We start from the raw sequence: 17,232 nt of genomic DNA, 5'->3' as shown, positions 1-17,232 counted from the left end.
ATGAACCGCCGTGGTGCGCTTGTTTGTAAGGACTGCACGCTAGTTGTTATTAATAAACACCGATGCCTGATGCAGGTAAAGGGTTTGTATAGGAGACGATGCAAGAGTCTTGCCCGTATTGTTGGTGAGTTCAACTTTATAATCGTGTGCCCCACGATTGATACCTTCTAGCTTAAATATGCCCGAAGAATTGCGCTGAATTGGGGCGCCATCAAACACTAAGCGATACAAAGGCGCCTTTGATGCACTGTTTTGCGACGCTTTTATTACAAAGTCTCCCGCATTGTTTCTAATTGTGGCTTCGGGAGCGGGACTGGTAATACTGACGCTGTAGTCTGGCTTTTTCTTTGTCACTTTACTTTTTTGTGGTTTAGGTACTTTCATTGCAGACACCACGTTGCGGGTCTTTACATCGAGTTCAACGATATCTGCATTAGGTGGTGGCGTATCGGTATAGGTCACTGAGCCGTCTTCGTTAACGACCTTATATATTTGTGGGGCGCTTTTAGCGGGTGGCTGTTCTGGTGCTTTTTGAGCATCCTGCCATGCGAGTGCGCTTTGCATACTCAGGAGCAAGCAGCATGACGACAACGATAAAAGCTGCAAAGCGCGTTTTGTTAGATGAGTCATGTTAGTTATTCCTGAAAGTAGTGTGTCTTCATAATAGATAATGTTTGGACAATAAAAAAGCCCGCATAAGCGGGCTTTGATAGTTGTTCTAATAAAATATCTGTGTAGATACGATATTAAACGCTGTAATACATGTCGAACTCGATAGGGTGAGTTGTCATGTTAAGCGTTGTGACTTCTTCTGACTTAAGATCGATATACGCATCAATCATGTCATCTGTCATTACGCCGCCAGCAGTAAGGAACTCACGGTCACTATCAAGTGCGTCTAGCGCCATTTCTAGTGAACTCGCCACTGTTGGAATTTCAGCTGCTTCTTCTGCCGGTAGGTCGTACAAGTCTTTATCCATAGCATCGCCAGGGTGGATCTTGTTTTTGATACCGTCAAGGCCAGCCATAAGCATTGCAGTAAATGCAAGGTATGGGTTACCTGTTGGGTCAGGGAAACGAACTTCGATACGGCGTGCTTTGTCGCTTGTTACATAAGGAATACGAATAGATGCAGAACGGTTACGTGCAGAGTAAGCAAGCATTACCGGTGCTTCGAATCCAGGTACAAGACGCTTGTACGAGTTAGTTGATGCATTAGCAAACGCGTTAATTGCACGAGCGTGCTTAATGATACCGCCAATGTAGTACAGCGCTTCTTCAGACAGACCAGCATACTTGTCGCCCGCAAAGATGTTTTTGCCATCTTTAGAGATAGACTGGTGACAGTGCATACCAGAACCGTTGTCGCCAACAAGTGGCTTAGGCATAAAGGTAGCTGTTTGGCCGTATGCGTGTGCCACATTGTGAACTACATACTTGTACACTTGAATTTCGTCGGCTTTCTTAACAAGAGTATTAAATTCGCACGCGATTTCGTTTTGACCAGCAGTCGCTACTTCGTGGTGATGCGCTTCAATAACAAGGCCCATCTCTTCCATAACCATACACATTGCAGCGCGGATATCGTGTGCTGAATCTACTGGAGGTACTGGGAAGTAACCGCCTTTCACACCTGGGCGGTGGCCCATGTTTCCGCCTTCAAACTCTTCGCCTGAATTCCACTTTGCTTCTGATGAATCGATCTTGTAGAACGAACCCGCCATGTCAGTGTGGAAGCGAACGTCGTCAAACAAGAAAAACTCTGGCTCTGGGCCAAAGAATACTGTGTCACCGATACCTGTTGATTTAAGGTACTCTTCTGCGCGGCGAGCAACAGAACGTGGGTCGCGCTCGTAACCTTCCATAGTAGTAGGCTCAACGATATCGCAACGAATGTTAACTTGTGTTTCTTCTGCGAAAGGGTCAACTACGCAGCTGTCTGCGTCTGGAAGAAGAACCATGTCAGATTCGTTGATACCTTTCCATCCAGCGATTGAAGAACCGTCGAACATTTTTCCTTCTTCAAAGAAATCGTCATTAACTTGGCTCGCAGGAATAGATACGTGTTGTTCTTTACCTTTAGTATCAGTAAAACGTAAATCGATAAACTTCGCTTCGCTTTCTTTAATCAGCTCTAATGCCTTTTCTATTGACATCGTGTCCTCCAGGTTTAATGTAAAAATGCAGAGCGATCAGGCTCGCTCCAACAGTGAAAATGTGAAAGCGATAATCATGCCATCTATCCAACCGCCGTATTTTGTGACGTGAGAAAGGATAGATATTGAATTTATGATTCCTGCTGCACTATTTTGGTGCTAAATAGCTACTTTTTGGTGCATTGTGCAGGCGCCTAGAGATTTAGACTAGAATACTTTTTCATCCCTTGCCACCGTTTTTCTAGTGCGCGCGGATTTATGGTGAGAAGTAAATCGGGCTAAAAGCCTTTAAAACCATAAGATAACTGTAAACATTCACTGCAAAGTGAAAAAAGATGCGCAAACGGCGCGTTTTTTCTGTACAATCCGCGCAAAATTTCCATCTGCATTTTTGCACGAAATCTCATGCATACCGTGTTGGTATGTATCGATTTATACAGGCTCTATATAAGCATGAATACCACTGATATAAGTAAGTTGCGTAATATCGCAATCATCGCCCACGTTGACCACGGTAAAACTACCTTGGTAGATAAGCTTCTTCAGCAATCTGGAACGTTGGAATCTCGCGGCGTACAAGAAGAGCGCGTTATGGACTCGAATGACATCGAGAAAGAACGTGGTATCACCATCTTGGCGAAAAATACTGCAATTAACTGGCAAGATTACCGTATCAACATTGTTGATACTCCTGGACACGCTGATTTCGGTGGTGAAGTAGAGCGTGTAATGTCAATGGCTGACTCAGTGCTGCTGCTTGTTGACGCCCAAGAAGGTCCAATGCCGCAAACGCGCTTTGTTACTCAAAAAGCGTTTGCTCAAGGCCTTAAGCCTATTGTTGTTATCAACAAAATCGACAAGCCAGGCGCTCGTCCTGATTGGGTAATGGATCAAGTATTTGATTTGTTTGATAACCTTGGCGCTACTGATGAGCAGCTTGATTTCCAAGTTGTTTATGCTTCTGCACTAAACGGTTGGGCGTCTAACGATGCTGACACACCGTCAGAAGATATGACTCCGCTTTTCCAAACTATTGTTGACCAAGTTGCTGCACCAGATGCTGATGCCAACGGTGGTTTCCAAATGCAGATTTCACAGCTAGATTACAACTCGTATGTGGGTGTAATCGGTGTAGGTCGTATCAGCCGCGGTTCAGTTAAAACTAACCAACAGGTCACTATCGTGACTGCTGATGGCAAAACTCGCAACGGTAAAGTTGGCCTAGTCTATGGCTACCTTGGTCTAGACCGTCACGAAGTAGAAAGCGCAAGCGCTGGCGACATCATCGCTATCTCTGGCCTTGGTGAACTTAAGATTTCTGATACCATTTGTGACGTTAACGCCGTTGAAGCGCTTCCTCCATTATCGGTAGATGAGCCAACGGTTACGATGACGTTCCAAGTCAACACGTCTCCGTTTGCAGGTAAAGAAGGTAAGTACGTTACCTCACGTAATATTCTAGAGCGTTTACAAGATGAGCTAGTTCACAACGTGGCACTACGTGTTGAAGAAACAGCTGATCCGGATAAATTCCGCGTATCAGGTCGTGGTGAACTTCACTTAGGCATACTGATTGAAAATATGCGTCGTGAAGGCTACGAGCTTGCCGTTTCTCGCCCAGAAGTAATTCTGAAAGAAGAAGACGGCAAAACAACTGAGCCGTTTGAAACACTGACCGTTGACTGTGAAGAACAGCATCAGGGTTCTATTATGGAGCAGCTTGGTCTTCGTAAAGCAGAAATGACTGATATGTCTCCAGATGGCAAAGGTCGTGTTCGAATCGACTTCGTTATTCCAAGTCGTGGTCTTATCGGTTTCCAAACAGAATTTATGACAATGACGTCTGGTTCTGGTTTGCTATACCATTCATTCGATCACTACGGTCCTTACAAAGGCGGCATTATTGGTAAGCGTAAAAATGGTGTTCTAATTGCCAACGCTAACGGTAAAGCACTAACTAACGCATTGTTTAACCTTCAAGAACGTGGTCGTTTGTTCATCGGTCATGGTGTTGAAGTTTACGAAGGTATGGTTATCGGTATTCACAGCCGTGACAATGACCTAACGGTAAACGCGTTGAAAGGTAAGCAGCTTACTAACGTTCGTGCCTCTGGTACTGATGAAGCGCAAACACTTGTACCACCAATCAAAATGTCTCTAGAGCAAGCTTTAGAGTTCATCGATGAAGATGAATTGGTAGAAGTTACGCCTGTATCTATTCGTATTCGTAAGAAGTTGCTTACAGAAAACGAACGTAAGCGTGCATCACGAGCTCCAAAATAGTTAACGCGATAATCTCATCGCTTAAACGTTAAAAAATGCCAACCTAGTGTTGGCATTTTTGTTTTTGCTTCTCTGATATTTGAATGCACGGTGCTTAAAACCATAACGTTTTAAGCCATGATGTTTGAAAGCACGGCGTTTGACAGTACGATGTTTAAAAGCGCAGTGGCTGAAATAATTGGCAAACTTCTACCAAAGGCGAGTAGCCATTTTGGCTATTTGACCCTACACTTTAAGTCATTGTTGCTATGGACTGCCTAACTAAAGAGCATTTTTTGAGAGGTTTGTAATGCTATCTGTCGCTGTTGTTGAAGATGATCTCATCACTCTCGATTTAATCACTGTCACTCTTGAAACTGAACTCAATGCGACGGTTTATCCATTTAGCAGAAGCAAATTAGCCAGAGATTTTCTGTTACAGCAAACCCCCGATTCTCTTAATCTGGTTATAAGCGACCAGGTCATGCCTGATTATGACGGGTTAAGCCTGTTAAAGGTATGCCGTGCGAAAGGGTTAGATATTCCCTTTCTGCTGATAAGCGCCGATCCAAATAAGGCGCTTGTGTTAGCGGCTGTAAAACTGAAGGTCGCTGGCTTCCTTGCTAAACCAATTAGAATGGAGGAACTTGTGGCAACGTCTAGCAAAGTGACCTCAGCGTTAAACTAGACAACAGCCCCAGCGAGAAAACAGCCATGAGCCAAGTAACAGCCCTGAGCTAGAAAACAACCCTGAGCGAGAAGACAGCCCTGAGCCAAATAACAGCCCTGAGCGTTTAAAAAACCATTAGCTAAAAAAATCTGAGCGCTAAAAAAGCCTCCGTGCAAACACTCAAATCTGAGATACATAGGTTCAGTGCATATCTACAAAAGACCTACAGTAGACCTCGATACGCTTCATCACTTACCAGCTAGTCCTAATTAAGTACAAATTGTTATAGGGAAAGTTGTTGTTTGCCCTAGTTTCTCATGATGCAAAAATTTACACTCAAGTCATAACTTTCTCGGCAACAGGATGTAGTGTGAGCGCATTATTTGATAATACTCCTTCTCGTAAAGATACCCATTCTTTTAAATGGCAGAAATATAAAGGCAAAGACATTATTCCGGCTTGGGTAGCGGATACTGAATTTTCTTGTGCCCAGCCCATACTCGATGCTATTTCGGCGCAAGTTGCACATGGCAACATGGGGTACATGCTTCCTGCACAACATACCAGTGCTATTAATGCAGTAATACGTTGGCTTAAAGAGAAGCACGATTGGCATATTGAACCTGAGTGGTTGGTATGGACGCCAGGCGTGGTGCCGGCGTTTAACACAGCGTGCAAAGCATACTGCAGTGCGGGTGACAAAGTACTCATTCAAACCCCTAACTACCCACCGCTTTTAGCTGCTCCTAAGCTTAACGGGTTAGAGCGGGTGGATATTGGTACGGTTATCGACACAGAAAGTGATGGTGATAGTCCCCGTCACACACTCGATTTTGATGCCCTTGAACGCGAAGCTGCCGACCCAAAATGTACGCTCTTCATTTTGTGTAACCCCATGAACCCTGTAGGTACGGTGTTAACGCAAGCGGAAATGGATCGAGTTGCTGATATTTGCAGCAAGAACAATGTGAAACTGTGTTCTGATGAGATTCATTGCGATCTCATTTTAGAGGAAGGGAAGAAACATATTCCAGCCGGTCGCGAAGCGTCACTCGCTGAAAATAGCGTTACCCTTATGGCGGCAAGTAAAACGTTCAACATTGCAGGTCTTGGAACGTCTTTTGCCATCATTCCAAATAGAACTCTTAGACAGTTATTCACTAACGCGGCTGCAGGCATTGTCCCATGGGTCAATGTGATGGGTTTAGCCGCCACTGAAGCAGCTTTCACACAATGTGACGACTGGCACGAGCAAGAACTCGACTACCTTCGTGGCAATCGAGACAGAGTGTTTGAGGCTATCAATAATATCGACGGGCTTAGCATGCTCAAAGCGGATGCTACCTTTTTGGCATGGGTCGATGCAAGTGGGCTTGGCGTTGACAATGTGCAAACGTGGGCAGAACAAAAAGGCGTGGGTCCATCTCCGGGCATAGACTTTCACAAGGCCGACCATTTTCGAATAAACTTTGGCTGTAGTCGTGCCATGCTAGAGGATATATTGGCACGTCTGGGCGCTTGAAAGATTATATAAAAGAGCGTTTAAGAAGAGCGTTTAAAAAGAGTGTTTAAAAAGAGCGTTTAAACTAGCCCTTACGCTATAAGTTCAACGAAGAAAGCCTTGTCATCGCGACAAGGCTTTCTTTTTTGGTGAAACTGAGTTGCGTGAAATTGCGTTGATATCATGTAGATATCACGTTGATATAAATCGCTGCGCCCGTTGTGTCCATGATGCAGCTAAACCTTTTATTACGGTCAAAGCGCTTTTATAAAAAGTAAGCTAGCTAAAAACGTTGATCAATTTATAGCAGCCCAAGCCCACAACGGTGCCCACCACAATAATACCGGCAGCATTGCTCTTCCAAGAGTTCTTAAACGTGCCTAAAGCCTGACTTTTATTCATAACTACCAGTAGAAAAATAGCGATAACGGGAAGTAATAGCGCATTAGTCGCCTGGGCGAACAATATGGCTGGTAAAGGTTTAAAACCAAGAGCGGCCACACTTACTCCAACCAAAATAATCACCATCCACACCGTTTTGAAGCTTTTGCTCTTCATGTTATCGCTTAAGCCTAATGCACCTGTTACGGCATAGGCCGCAGCTAACGGTGCGGTAATCGCGCTTGTTAAACCCGCTGAGAACAAGCCTAAGGCGAAAAACCACTGCGCTTTATCGCCAAGAACAGGCTTTAATTGCTCACCCATATTACTAGCATCCATGGTGGCGGCTTGATTGAAAAATGCCATCATGGCGGTTGCCATTACAATAAGCGTGATAAGGCCGCCCATGCTTATGGCTCTTGCTGACTGGCTTCGACAAGCCACAACCGCCTGTTGCTTATCTTGTCCCTTAGAGGATTTAGCGACTAGACTAGCGTGCAAAAATAAATTGTAGGGGACAATGGTTGTACCGATTAACGCCAGCACGGTAGTAATGACATCGCTATTAAGTTTTGGTGATGTTAACTGGCTGAACATAGCCGAAAGGTCGGGTTTGGCTACGAGTAGGGTTATTAAAAATACCCCGGCCATAATAAAGACCAAATAGACCAACACGGTTTCTATCCACTGATAGCTACCAGAGTAGAGCAGAATAATGGCAATGGCGCCTAAAATACTGGCCCAGGGACCAATACCAATACTAACAAATGCATCAAGACCAATAGCGGCTCCTGTTAAGTTTCCAGATTCGTAAGCGGCATTTCCTATGCCAATGGCACTCACAATAAGCACAACAAATACCGTTTTAAGCCACGGCTTATAGGCCATGTCTTTCATAGCACCGGCAAGGCCTTGACCGGTTGCAACACCGAGTCGAGCGGCCATATCTTGCAAAACAATCGTTGCGAAAACAGAAAAAATCAGCGCCCATACAAGATGAAAACCAAAGTTTGCGCCTGCTAAACTGGCGGTGGTAACAGTGCCGGGGCCAATAAAGGCGGCTGCGATGATATATCCTGATTTATCTTTTGCCATTTGCAACGACTCTTAGTTATGTTTTGATAGGGCGTGTTGAGTTTTGCTGTGCATTTTGCAGCAAAGTTCAACACGCCCCAGTATGATAACAGCTAGACAGACAATAGGTAGACAGGCCCTAGACATAAAAAGCAGTCTGCGCTATTTGACATCAATGTTAAAAAAAGGCGCGCAGCCTAACGTGTCAAAAATCATAACGCAAACGAAAATGAGAAGACGCCGTGAATGAGTCATTACCAATAGAAATTATAAAACCTGTAATAGAACAAGACAGTTTTCGCAGCGTGTTACCTTGCGTAGAGAAGGTGGATGGAATGATCTTTGCCGTTGCTGCATGCCCTGAAATTCCAATGCCAGAACAATGGATGCCCTGGCTTATTCAAAGTGGCTCTAGTCGACTAGTAGACAGCGATGTGGATATTTTGGCCGATACACTGATGAATGGCTTGCGTTCTCATTTAGACTATATGCGTCAAGGTCGTATTGCATTGCCGCCGTATTGTGTGGATGGTGTTGAGTCTAAAGGTGACACCAAAAAGCCAAGCTATGCCCTATCACAATGGCTAACCGGTTTATTGTTCGTTCACAGAAACGTGGAATCAATATGGCAAAACGCGTGGCAACAAGCAGAAAAAAAGGAGAGCAATGCTGAAACAGGCTTAAGTGAGCCACCGGAGGCACGACTCGCGCGGTGTTTGAAGATGTTTTCAACGCTGGCGAACATAGAGTTAGCGTATCAACAAAGACGTGCAGAACAAGTCGCTCAACTTAGTGAGAACTTGCCTTTACTTATGCAGCAGTTACCTGCACTACTTAAAGACTACACCAACCTTGCCGGTGATTTGGCATGCGCTCTGCCCAATCAGTTCGAGACCTTCAGTAAGTCAACGGAGAATAAGTCAACGGACAATCAGTCTTAGATTACAGCCCTTGTAGTGACAGCTAGCGATGTCGTTGTTGAAGGCATTTGTCACTGAGTGTTTGTTTGAGTGTTGAGGTGTAGGTATCGAGCGCTATTTTCGCCTCTTCATACTGCTGATTAAGTGATAGCGAGTTGGGCTCACGCATAAGGGCTTTAAATGCAATGTCGGTTTGCTTCAATAACTCTTTCAAGTGTTGATTTCTGTCGTCCATGGTCTTCCCTGTATTTGAGCGTTACGTACGAACGTGAAGTTCGTGTTCCTAAGGCATTGCTGCAAATGATGCAGTACTAGGGCAAAGTGCACTAGTACTGTTAGCATCTTTATCATAGACCCAGAATTTGAGTATGACACTGTAATTGAACGCATTAAGCTGCAATAAGTCGAACTTTCTTCATCCCATCTTTCTCGCCGCTTATTGTCTTATCCATTTACCTTGCTCTCTGTGTAGGGTGAGGTGCTTATGCAGGGTTAGATGTTAAAAAGGTTTCAAAATAGCAAGGCATACCACTGCGAAGATAATTAGTACCGGCGCTTCATTTAAAATGCGATAAAAGCGTGGCGTGTGAGTATTTTCATCGCGAGCAAATTGCTTCATTAATTTAAATAAATAGAAGTGATAGCCATAAATGGCAAGTAAAAGAAGAATTTTTATATGTAGCCATCCCGATGCTTTAAACCACGCGCCGCCGTAACTTACGATAAGCGCAATGCCAAATGCCAGTGTAAGCAGTGCAAAGGGGGTGACAAAATACCAAAGGCGTCGTTCCATGACTTTAAATTCGTCTTTCACTACCTGTGACGTCGTCGTGGCGTGATAAACGAAAAGGCGAGGCAGATAAAAAAGGCCAGCCATCCACGCCAACATAAAAAAGAGATGAAGCGCCTTAAACCATAAAATGTGCATATTAGTAATTTGCCTTCTGTAAAAAGCTTTGGAGAATATTCCAGGTAATAACGCCAATGATATCGTTATAGTCTTGGTCGTAAATATAAACTGCGCCAGAACGCGATTTTTTAAGATGTTCGTACACTTCATGCAGTGTCGACTGTGCGCTGAGGCCTTCCATTTGATAATAGCTAAGCGCTGTAGCGTCGTGTTCCAAGCTCACATTGTATTGCACTAGCTTGTACTGAACATCAATTTCAAATTTAGACTGCTGAACCACTATTTTGGTTGGCTCTTTTTCCAAGTGATTAGTCAGCGCTTTCTCAGGCGCATCGTTAAACAGTTTATAGTCTGTATTCATGGCTGCCAGTACACCGGTTTTCTCTAATGCTTCTCTAATTGAGGAGATGGCGTAAGGTAAGTTTTGATAGTCGAGCTGGAGAATGAAAATAGACCGATTTTTAAAAAATTGGGTTGAGGTAACGTATGCCGGCACAATCACCAGCATTGCAGGAAGTATAATTTGAGGGCTATAAGACAGCTCCATTACGGCAGAAAGTGCAGCTAACGGTGCATGCAATACAGCGGTTAGCATGCCTGCTATCCCTAAAAGAGCAAAACTATTGGTGAATTCGGGCACATCGATAAAGTATGACAGCGGCAATAGCAGCACTGCGCCAGCGAGCATGCCAATGACCATCACTGGGCCAATAATACCGCCTGGGATCCCAAGCCCAATGGCAAAAACCGCAAGAATGACTTTAAACACCAGCACCGATACTAACAAGAGTGTGCCGGGATCACTGTCAAACAGGTGCTCTACATCAATAAAGTTTGCGCCCAACGCCTCTGGGAGTAGTGCGCCTACGGTTCCGGTGATACAAGCGGCAAGAATTAAACGCCACACCATAGACACCGGTCTGAACCACGTCATCACCCGCATTAGCTGTCGGTTGAACAAGGTCGCTAACATGCCAAGTAGTATACCTAATACCACCAGGTACAAGTACATCCACTGACTAAACGCGGTGAATGAGAGAAAGGAGAGTTCATTGACCTCACCAAACACGCTACGCGCAAGCACGGAGCCGCAGGCCGCCGCAAGCATAATAGGTACAAAGATGTGAATTTTGTACTCTCTTAATACCACTTCCATGACGAAAATAACGGCGGCAAAAGGGGTGTTAAATGATGCGGAAATACCCGCCGCGATACCACAGCCGGCAAGTATCCTCACGCTGTTGTAGGGCAAGCGCAGCCACTGTCCCAATAGGCCGCTGCTCGACGCTCCCATATGAACAGAAGGACCTTCTCTGCCAACTACAAAGCCGCCGGCCAGCGCGAGCATACCACCAAAAAATTGGTTTATTGTGGTGCGAAAAGGAATATTGCCGTAAAAATATTTTACTCGGTGAATAACGAATGGAATACCAAGCCGGTAATGCTTAAAACCGGTTAAAAAGGCAATGAAAAGAATAATCGCTACACTGATAAGCGGCATGAGTAGTAACACTAGCCAATCGTGAACCAGCCAGGATTTCAGCGTAGCCACGCCACTTTCGCGTATCCATTCAACGCACAGGCGAAACAGAATAATAATAAGCGCAGCAAGGGTTCCGCCAACAATGCCCAAGAGGCATAATTGAACCGATGTGCGTGGGTGAGCCACTTCCTGTCGTAAAGCCTGAAAGCGCATGATGTGGTACAGTAAAGTAATTGTGTTATAAAGCTTACCACAACCACTTAAATTTCATAATGTTAAGAATACAGTCTTAGCAGTAATCAGCATTAAACAAGATTTACATACAGCCAACCATGACAACAGACCAACTCAAAACACTTCTTGGCAACCACAAATTCGCTTTGTTAGTCGCGTTTCTAATGCTGATAATGCTTGGCTTCGGCTTTCAGTTAGCGCGTTATATAGACAAAGGCGATGGGTTAATTGTGAAAGCGCAAAAAGAAACTATCGCCATCCTGTCCACTGACAACAATAAGCTGACCACGCGTGTGAATCAGTTAGATGTGGAAATGGAACTCACGCAACTTGAAAATGAGTCTTTGACAAAAACACTTGTCGAGATTAAGCGGCAGCTTGAAGAGCAGCAGCAGCTACTGACTTTTTACGAGAGGGTAGTTGCGCCAGAGAAGTCCGACAGCATATTCGTTGCCGACGATATCGAACTATTTTCACTTGGCGATAATAACTATCAATTGCGCATGGTATTGCTGCAGCCTACTCAGCAGAAATCTGTCATTAACGGCTCGCTTAAGCTGAGCATAAAAGGGGAACTGGGAGGAAAAGCAGTGGCGTATAAATCAAACGATGATAACTTTATTGGCAATGACATTACGTTTCGCTTCCGCTACTTCCAAGCAGTCAGCGTAGACTTTTCGCTCCCAAAAGCCTTTGAGCCCGAATCTCTTTCGCTCTCCACCACTGTGTATCGGTATAAAACGAACAAAGGTAATTATGAGCGGGTGCTGCTTTGGAGCGACATCGAAACAGATGTTCGCAAGAATGGCCTTTCACAAAGCCCAGTTAGCACGCTTTAATAAAGCCAGCCGCTTGGGGCGAACTGGCTTTTAAGTTTTCCAGCGCTAGGTTATCGCTTTTACTGTGCTGGGTTCATACATTTACTGCGCTACGCTTCAACCGTCACAGTACCTTTCATAATGCCAATATGGCCTGGGAAAGAGCAGAAGAACATGTATTCTTCGTTAGCATCTAGCCCCTTTACTGAGAAAGTTGCTTTTGCTTCTTCGCCACCACCAATGACATCTGTAGCACCAATCACCCTTGCATCATTTGGCTTCAAGTAATTATTCGCTAGGCCAGCACTCATGCCGTCAGTAGCGACTGCTTGGCCGTCTGCTTTCGTCGTCATTACCCAGTTGTGCCCCATGGCTTGCTTAGGCAACTGTCCCGTGTGCTTTAACGTGACGGTAAAGTCGTCACAGGCTGCAGGAATGACCACATTAGCTGTGTTGAATTTCATTGCATCATTACTTTCAACAGTTATGGCGCATTCGTCGGCAGCCGCCGCGTTGGTTGCTGTCAATAATGCTGCAATAGCCAGTGGAAACGATAGTGCTGTACTGAACAATAATTTTCTCATCACATTTTCCTTTTTTACTACATAAGGCGGCAAACGCCAGCCTATTAATTTTATTACCTTTTTTACGCTGTGACTTAATGAGAGATCATCTTATTGATAATAGTTATCATTAATTTCTTGTTGGCTTTGTTATAGAGTTGTTTCAAAGATAAAGTGATCAAAACCGTCAAATAACATTACAAACTTGTAAGGTTAAAAATGGGGGTAAATATGCCTAGATGTAATGCGTTTTTTTAACGCACAGATTTAGCCTCTCTTATTTAACCCTACTTGTTTAACCCCCATCATTTAACGAGATGTTTGAATTGCAAAAAGGATAAATGCTATGACTAAGACACGAGTGGAAAAAGATAGTATGGGCGAATTAAACGTACCCCATGATGCTTTGTATGGCGCGCAAACACAGCGTGCTATTAATAACTTTCCCGTTAGCGGTCAGCGATTACCCGAACCTTTTATCCGCGCACTCATCACCGTAAAAAAAGCAGCTGCGCAAGCCAATATGAAGCTTGAAGCCCTCGACGAATCTAGAGGGAAGGCAATTGTAAGTGCTTGCGATGAGCTACTTAATAGCGATGATGTCATGGCGCATTTCCCGGTTGATGTCTTTCAAACGGGTTCGGGAACCAGTTCAAACATGAACGCCAACGAAGTGATAGCTACTGTGGCGAGTCGCTATTTGAAAGAGGCTATTCACTCAAACGAGGCTATTCACCCAAATGAGACTATTCACCCAAATGAGACTATTCACCCAAATGATCATGTCAATTATGGTCAAAGTTCGAATGATGTTATACCCACCACAATTCACGTCAGTGCGGCATTAGCGTTATCAAAGGGTCTCATTCCAGCTGTTGAAACCCTGATCGCGCAAATAGAAGAAAAAGCGGAGTCAGTATCACAGTACTGCAAAACAGGTCGTACACACTTAATGGATGCCATGCCAATAAGAATGGATCAAAGTTTGCTGTCATGGTCGGCGCAACTTAAACAGCAGGTAAGTACACTGTCCTCGCATCAGCCTGCAATTCAATCTCTTGCCCAAGGCGGCACCGCCGTAGGTACAGGTATCAACGCCCACCCAGATTTCGCTGCTACATTTGCAGATACCATCAGCGAGTTAACAGAGCTAAAATTTGCCCCGGCAGAAAATTTCTTTGCTGTTATTGGCTCTCAAGATACCGCGGTTAGTTTGTCAGGCGCGGTAAAATCCCTTGCCGTCACCATGATGAAAATTTCCAATGATTTACGCTGGATGAATTCAGGGCCCCTTGCCGGTTTAGGGGAAATAGCGCTAGAAGCATTGCAACCAGGCTCTTCAATTATGCCGGGAAAAGTAAACCCAGTTATACCAGAAGCCGTTGCCATGGCCAGTGCGCAGGTTATTGGTAACGATGGGGCAATAACCGTTGGCGGTCAGTCTGGCAATTTCGAGCTCAATGTTATGCTGCCGATGGTAGCGAGTAATCTACTTTCCTCTATCACTTTAATGACGAACAGCGTCTCGCTTATTGGCGAAAAGGCAATTAAAACATTTTCCGTTAACAAAGAGGCTTTAGAAGAAGTGCTTTACCGAAACCCGGTGTTAGTGACCGCGTTAAACCCTGTGATTGGTTATGCCAAAGCGGCCGAAATAGCCAAGGTGGCCTACAAAGAAAATAAGCCTATTTTAGAGGTGGCAGAAGCGATGACGGATATACCGAAAGACGAGCTGACGGCATTGCTCGACCCCAAAAAGCTAACGTCAAACCGTGAGTAAAATAGTTGATATATGGAGCAATCGGTTTACTCGCAGCCTAACAAAATACGGTCTTTGTAATTGTTTTTGCAGGGGCTTCTATCACTATTTTCTATAAGGCTTTTCTTATCGATTATATTTATTGAAGCCTGCCTTTCGATACAATTGCTCAGCCTTTCATTTTTATTTGCATTTATTGGCTATTAAGTAGACGTTTATAGGAATGATGTTCGCTTTATAGTTGCTGTAAAGGGGATTTTTGATACAGTTAACGTACAAGTGTGACGCAGCGTTTTACGGCCTTTACAGCCAGCGTCCTATAAGTCTTTCGGGAAAATTAAATGACAGCAACGTGCTTTCGCATGAAGGGTACTACGCTCACCAGCATAGTACTGGAAGTAATCGACTTTGATCCAGATGCATTTACATCGCAATTAGAGAGTAAAGTCGCCAGTGCACCTCAGTTTTTTACGCGTTCCTCGCTGATAATACACCTAATGAAGCCAATCTCCGCAACGGAGTTTGAACTACTTATTGCACTTTGCCGACGCTTACAGTTGCAGCCAATGGCAGTGAAAGGTGAGGTGGGAGCGCTAAAAGCCGTCATCAACGACCTCGGGCTTGCTGATGTTAGTCAAAGTAAGTTTAGTGACAGCGAAGTAAACGCGCCTAAAAGCGAATCCGCAAAGGAAGAGACAGCAGACAGCGAAAAGCAGAATTCACATTCAAAAGTTAATTACCAAGCGCCGGAGCCCGAGCCAACACCTGTAGCCGCTGCCCTAAAACCGGCAAAAGTCATTATGCGCCCAGTGCGCTCAGGTCAGCAAGTTTATGCCGAAGGCAGCGATTTGGTAGTGACCGCGTCAGTCAGCGAGGGGGCTGAGCTATTGGCCGATGGTAACATTCACGTTTACGGTACGCTGCGAGGCAGGGCGCTTGCGGGAGTAAAAGGAAATAGTAGCGCACGGGTTTTTTGCCAGTCCCTTGATGCAGAACTCGTTTCAATTGCAGGGCAGTTTATTATGCACGACACCGTGAAAGGTGAGTGTTGGAAAAAACCTGCTCAAATATATTTAGAAGAAGATACATTACGCATAGAGGCGTTGGTTTAACGGTTTGTGCGCGTACAAAGGAAAACAGTAAATGGCTAAGATTATAGTAGTAACATCGGGCAAAGGCGGTGTGGGTAAAACCACGTCAAGTGCAGCAATTAGCACAGGTTTGGCATTGGCAGGTCACAAAACCGTGGTTATCGACTTCGATGTAGGCTTGAGAAACCTCGACCTTATCATGGGGTGTGAGCGTCGCGTTGTATATGACTTCGTTAACGTTATCAACAAAGAGGCGTCGCTTAAACAGGCTCTTATTAAAGATAAGCGCACCAGCAATCTATTTATACTGCCTGCCTCGCAAACCAGAGATAAGGACGCGCTTACCATTGAAGGCGTGCAAGCGGTATTGGACGAACTGAAAGAAAGCTTCGATTTTATTATCTGCGACTCACCAGCAGGTATTGAGCAAGGTGCACAGATGGCGCTCTATTTTGCCGATGAAGCCATTGTAGTGACAAACCCTGAGGTGTCGTCAGTACGAGACTCAGACCGTATTCTTGGTATTTTACAAAGCAAATCGATGCGCGCAGAGCAAGGCAAAGCAGTAAAAGAACATTTACTGCTTACTCGCTATAACCCAGCTCGAGTAGCAACGGCAGAAATGCTTAGCGTTGCAGATGTAGAGGAAATCTTAGCTATTCCGCTACTTGGTGTAATACCAGAGTCAGAGTCTGTGCTTAAAGCATCTAACCAAGGCCAGCCTGTTATTCTTGATGAAGAGGCCAATGCAGGGCAAGCCTATACCGACGCCGTAAAACGCCTGCTTGGCGAAACCGTTGAACACCGTTTCCTTGATGCTGAGAAAAAAGGATTCTTCAAGCGTCTACTAGGAGGTAAGTAATGGGCATTTTCGATTTACTAAAAAAGAAACAAAAGCCAAGCACAGCGGCGGTGGCAAAAGAGCGCTTGCAGATTATTGTGGCTCATGAGCGTAGAAAGCGCACTGAACCAGATTACTTGCCGATGATGCAGCAAGAGATTATCCAAGTTATTCGCAAATACGTGGCAATAGCGGACGACCAAGTGTCTGTTCAGCTAGATAACAACGATGACTGCAGTGTGTTAGAGCTAAACGTGACTTTGCCAGAATAGTCATAAGAGACTCTGTATAAAGAGCCTCTTTATACAGAGTCTCTTTTTACAAGCTCACTGCTCGTTGCAGACCCCATACTAATTGATAGGGCCTCTTTTGAGGCTCTTTGCTTTCCTAAATGTTATTACCTTTTTCACTCTAACGGTCCACGCGTTGTGTTTCACAGTAAGCCGACGAACCGTATCCTTTTACTTTATCCTAGACCCATCAAGCGATCCAAAGATGGTAGAAGCAAAACTCAATGCGGTGTAATCAGGATTACTAATAGGTAATTATACTAAAGTTTAATGCTAGAA

Annotated in this window: 16 protein-coding genes; 9 read left to right on the top strand and 7 right to left on the bottom strand. The window is 44.7% G+C overall.

Translation table 11 applies throughout. From position 1 onward, the window contains the following. Window positions 1–39: 39 nt before the first annotated feature. On the bottom strand, window positions 40–630 hold the full coding sequence (locus JV36_RS0116685; RefSeq protein WP_032097342.1) for a DUF4124 domain-containing protein: 591 nt from the start codon (window positions 628–630) through the stop codon (window positions 40–42). 116 nt (window positions 631–746) lie between these two features. Continuing rightward, on the bottom strand, window positions 747–2,156 hold the full coding sequence (gene glnA, locus JV36_RS0116680) for a glutamate--ammonia ligase (protein ID WP_032097343.1): 1,410 nt from the start codon (window positions 2,154–2,156) through the stop codon (window positions 747–749). A gap of 453 nt (window positions 2,157–2,609) precedes the next feature. On the opposite strand from glnA, the gene typA reads away from it, so the two are divergent. The 3 genes from typA (at window position 2,610) to JV36_RS0116665 (ending at window position 6,610) form a co-directional block, all read left to right on the top strand. After that, entirely contained in the window at window positions 2,610–4,439 is a 1,830-nt protein-coding gene (gene typA, locus JV36_RS0116675; protein ID WP_032097344.1) for a translational GTPase TypA, read from the top strand. 289 nt (window positions 4,440–4,728) lie between these two features. Then, window positions 4,729–5,106 (top strand): response regulator, encoded by a 378-nt coding sequence (locus tag JV36_RS0116670; protein ID WP_032097345.1) that lies wholly within the window; start codon window positions 4,729–4,731, stop codon window positions 5,104–5,106. A 352-nt stretch (window positions 5,107–5,458) separates the two neighbouring features. After that, window positions 5,459–6,610 carry a MalY/PatB family protein gene (locus JV36_RS0116665; protein ID WP_032097346.1) on the top strand — a complete coding sequence of 384 codons (1,152 nt, stop codon included), beginning with the start codon at window positions 5,459–5,461 and terminating at the stop codon, window positions 6,608–6,610. A gap of 258 nt (window positions 6,611–6,868) precedes the next feature. On the opposite strand, the gene JV36_RS0116660 is transcribed toward JV36_RS0116665, so the two are convergent. Further along, window positions 6,869–8,065 (bottom strand): Nramp family divalent metal transporter, encoded by a 1,197-nt coding sequence (locus tag JV36_RS0116660; protein WP_032097347.1) that lies wholly within the window; start codon window positions 8,063–8,065, stop codon window positions 6,869–6,871. Between the two features lie 221 nt (window positions 8,066–8,286). Between JV36_RS0116660 and JV36_RS0116655 the strand changes: the two genes are divergently transcribed. After that, window positions 8,287–8,985: a UPF0149 family protein gene (locus tag JV36_RS0116655; RefSeq protein ID WP_032097348.1), complete on the top strand. Its 699-nt coding sequence runs from the start codon at window positions 8,287–8,289 to the stop codon at window positions 8,983–8,985. 22 nt (window positions 8,986–9,007) lie between these two features. On the opposite strand, the gene JV36_RS0116650 is transcribed toward JV36_RS0116655, so the two are convergent. From JV36_RS0116650 to JV36_RS0116640, 3 genes are all read right to left on the bottom strand, one after another. Further along, on the bottom strand, window positions 9,008–9,199 hold the full coding sequence (locus JV36_RS0116650) for a hypothetical protein (RefSeq protein ID WP_032097349.1): 192 nt from the start codon (window positions 9,197–9,199) through the stop codon (window positions 9,008–9,010). A gap of 264 nt (window positions 9,200–9,463) precedes the next feature. Beyond that, window positions 9,464–9,892, bottom strand: a complete 429-nt coding sequence (locus JV36_RS0116645) for a CopD family protein (RefSeq protein ID WP_032097350.1) — start codon at window positions 9,890–9,892, stop codon at window positions 9,464–9,466. A 1-nt stretch (window position 9,893) separates the two neighbouring features. Then, window positions 9,894–11,570: a chloride channel protein gene (locus tag JV36_RS0116640; RefSeq protein ID WP_032097351.1), complete on the bottom strand. Its 1,677-nt coding sequence runs from the start codon at window positions 11,568–11,570 to the stop codon at window positions 9,894–9,896. 119 nt (window positions 11,571–11,689) lie between these two features. Between JV36_RS0116640 and JV36_RS0116635 the strand changes: the two genes are divergently transcribed. Then, the gene (locus JV36_RS0116635; RefSeq protein WP_052010327.1) at window positions 11,690–12,430 is read left to right on the top strand and encodes a DUF6776 family protein; all 741 of its coding nucleotides are present in this window, start codon (window positions 11,690–11,692) and stop codon (window positions 12,428–12,430) included. Window positions 12,431–12,519: 89 nt separating this feature from the next. Here the strand turns inward: JV36_RS0116635 and azu are convergent, their stop codons facing one another. After that, window positions 12,520–12,996, bottom strand: coding sequence for an azurin (azu, locus tag JV36_RS0116630; RefSeq protein WP_032097352.1), 477 nt, complete (start codon window positions 12,994–12,996; stop codon window positions 12,520–12,522). 322 nt (window positions 12,997–13,318) lie between these two features. Here azu and JV36_RS0116625 point away from each other — a divergent pair, with 322 nt between their 5' ends. The 4 genes from JV36_RS0116625 (at window position 13,319) to minE (ending at window position 16,935) form a co-directional block, all read left to right on the top strand. Continuing rightward, window positions 13,319–14,752 (top strand): class II fumarate hydratase, encoded by a 1,434-nt coding sequence (locus JV36_RS0116625; protein WP_032097353.1) that lies wholly within the window; start codon window positions 13,319–13,321, stop codon window positions 14,750–14,752. A 320-nt stretch (window positions 14,753–15,072) separates the two neighbouring features. After that, a complete protein-coding gene (gene minC / locus JV36_RS0116620; RefSeq protein WP_032097354.1) occupies window positions 15,073–15,843 on the top strand; it encodes a septum site-determining protein MinC in 771 nt (256 codons plus the stop codon). Window positions 15,844–15,874: 31 nt separating this feature from the next. Further along, window positions 15,875–16,684, top strand: a complete 810-nt coding sequence (gene minD / locus JV36_RS0116615; RefSeq protein WP_032097355.1) for a septum site-determining protein MinD — start codon at window positions 15,875–15,877, stop codon at window positions 16,682–16,684. Next, the gene (gene minE, locus JV36_RS0116610; protein ID WP_032097356.1) at window positions 16,684–16,935 is read left to right on the top strand and encodes a cell division topological specificity factor MinE; all 252 of its coding nucleotides are present in this window, start codon (window positions 16,684–16,686) and stop codon (window positions 16,933–16,935) included. The genes minD and minE overlap by 1 nt, the downstream gene beginning before the upstream one ends. The last annotated feature ends 297 nt before the right edge of the window (window positions 16,936–17,232 follow it).

Origin of the sequence: Alteromonas sp. LOR, assembly GCF_000753865.1 — a bacterium.
Classification (GTDB): domain Bacteria; phylum Pseudomonadota; class Gammaproteobacteria; order Enterobacterales; family Alteromonadaceae; genus Alteromonas.
This window is presented reverse-complemented; position numbering and strand designations above follow the sequence as displayed.

What these genes read in the sequence shown, in the direction of transcription:
- minE (WP_032097356.1), top strand. Translation starts at nt 16,684, where the DNA reads ATGGGCATTTTCGATTTACTAAAAAAGAAACAAAAGCCAAGCACAGCG.
- JV36_RS0116685 (WP_032097342.1), bottom strand. Translation starts at nt 630, where the DNA reads ATGACTCATCTAACAAAACGCGCTTTGCAGCTTTTATCGTTGTCGTCA.
- glnA (WP_032097343.1), bottom strand. Translation starts at nt 2,156, where the DNA reads ATGTCAATAGAAAAGGCATTAGAGCTGATTAAAGAAAGCGAAGCGAAG.
- JV36_RS0116670 (WP_032097345.1), top strand. Translation starts at nt 4,729, where the DNA reads ATGCTATCTGTCGCTGTTGTTGAAGATGATCTCATCACTCTCGATTTA.
- JV36_RS0116645 (WP_032097350.1), bottom strand. Translation starts at nt 9,892, where the DNA reads ATGCACATTTTATGGTTTAAGGCGCTTCATCTCTTTTTTATGTTGGCG.
- typA (WP_032097344.1), top strand. Translation starts at nt 2,610, where the DNA reads ATGAATACCACTGATATAAGTAAGTTGCGTAATATCGCAATCATCGCC.
- JV36_RS0116640 (WP_032097351.1), bottom strand. Translation starts at nt 11,570, where the DNA reads ATGCGCTTTCAGGCTTTACGACAGGAAGTGGCTCACCCACGCACATCG.
- JV36_RS0116650 (WP_032097349.1), bottom strand. Translation starts at nt 9,199, where the DNA reads ATGGACGACAGAAATCAACACTTGAAAGAGTTATTGAAGCAAACCGAC.
- minC (WP_032097354.1), top strand. Translation starts at nt 15,073, where the DNA reads ATGACAGCAACGTGCTTTCGCATGAAGGGTACTACGCTCACCAGCATA.
- JV36_RS0116660 (WP_032097347.1), bottom strand. Translation starts at nt 8,065, where the DNA reads ATGGCAAAAGATAAATCAGGATATATCATCGCAGCCGCCTTTATTGGC.
- minD (WP_032097355.1), top strand. Translation starts at nt 15,875, where the DNA reads ATGGCTAAGATTATAGTAGTAACATCGGGCAAAGGCGGTGTGGGTAAA.
- JV36_RS0116635 (WP_052010327.1), top strand. Translation starts at nt 11,690, where the DNA reads ATGACAACAGACCAACTCAAAACACTTCTTGGCAACCACAAATTCGCT.
- JV36_RS0116625 (WP_032097353.1), top strand. Translation starts at nt 13,319, where the DNA reads ATGACTAAGACACGAGTGGAAAAAGATAGTATGGGCGAATTAAACGTA.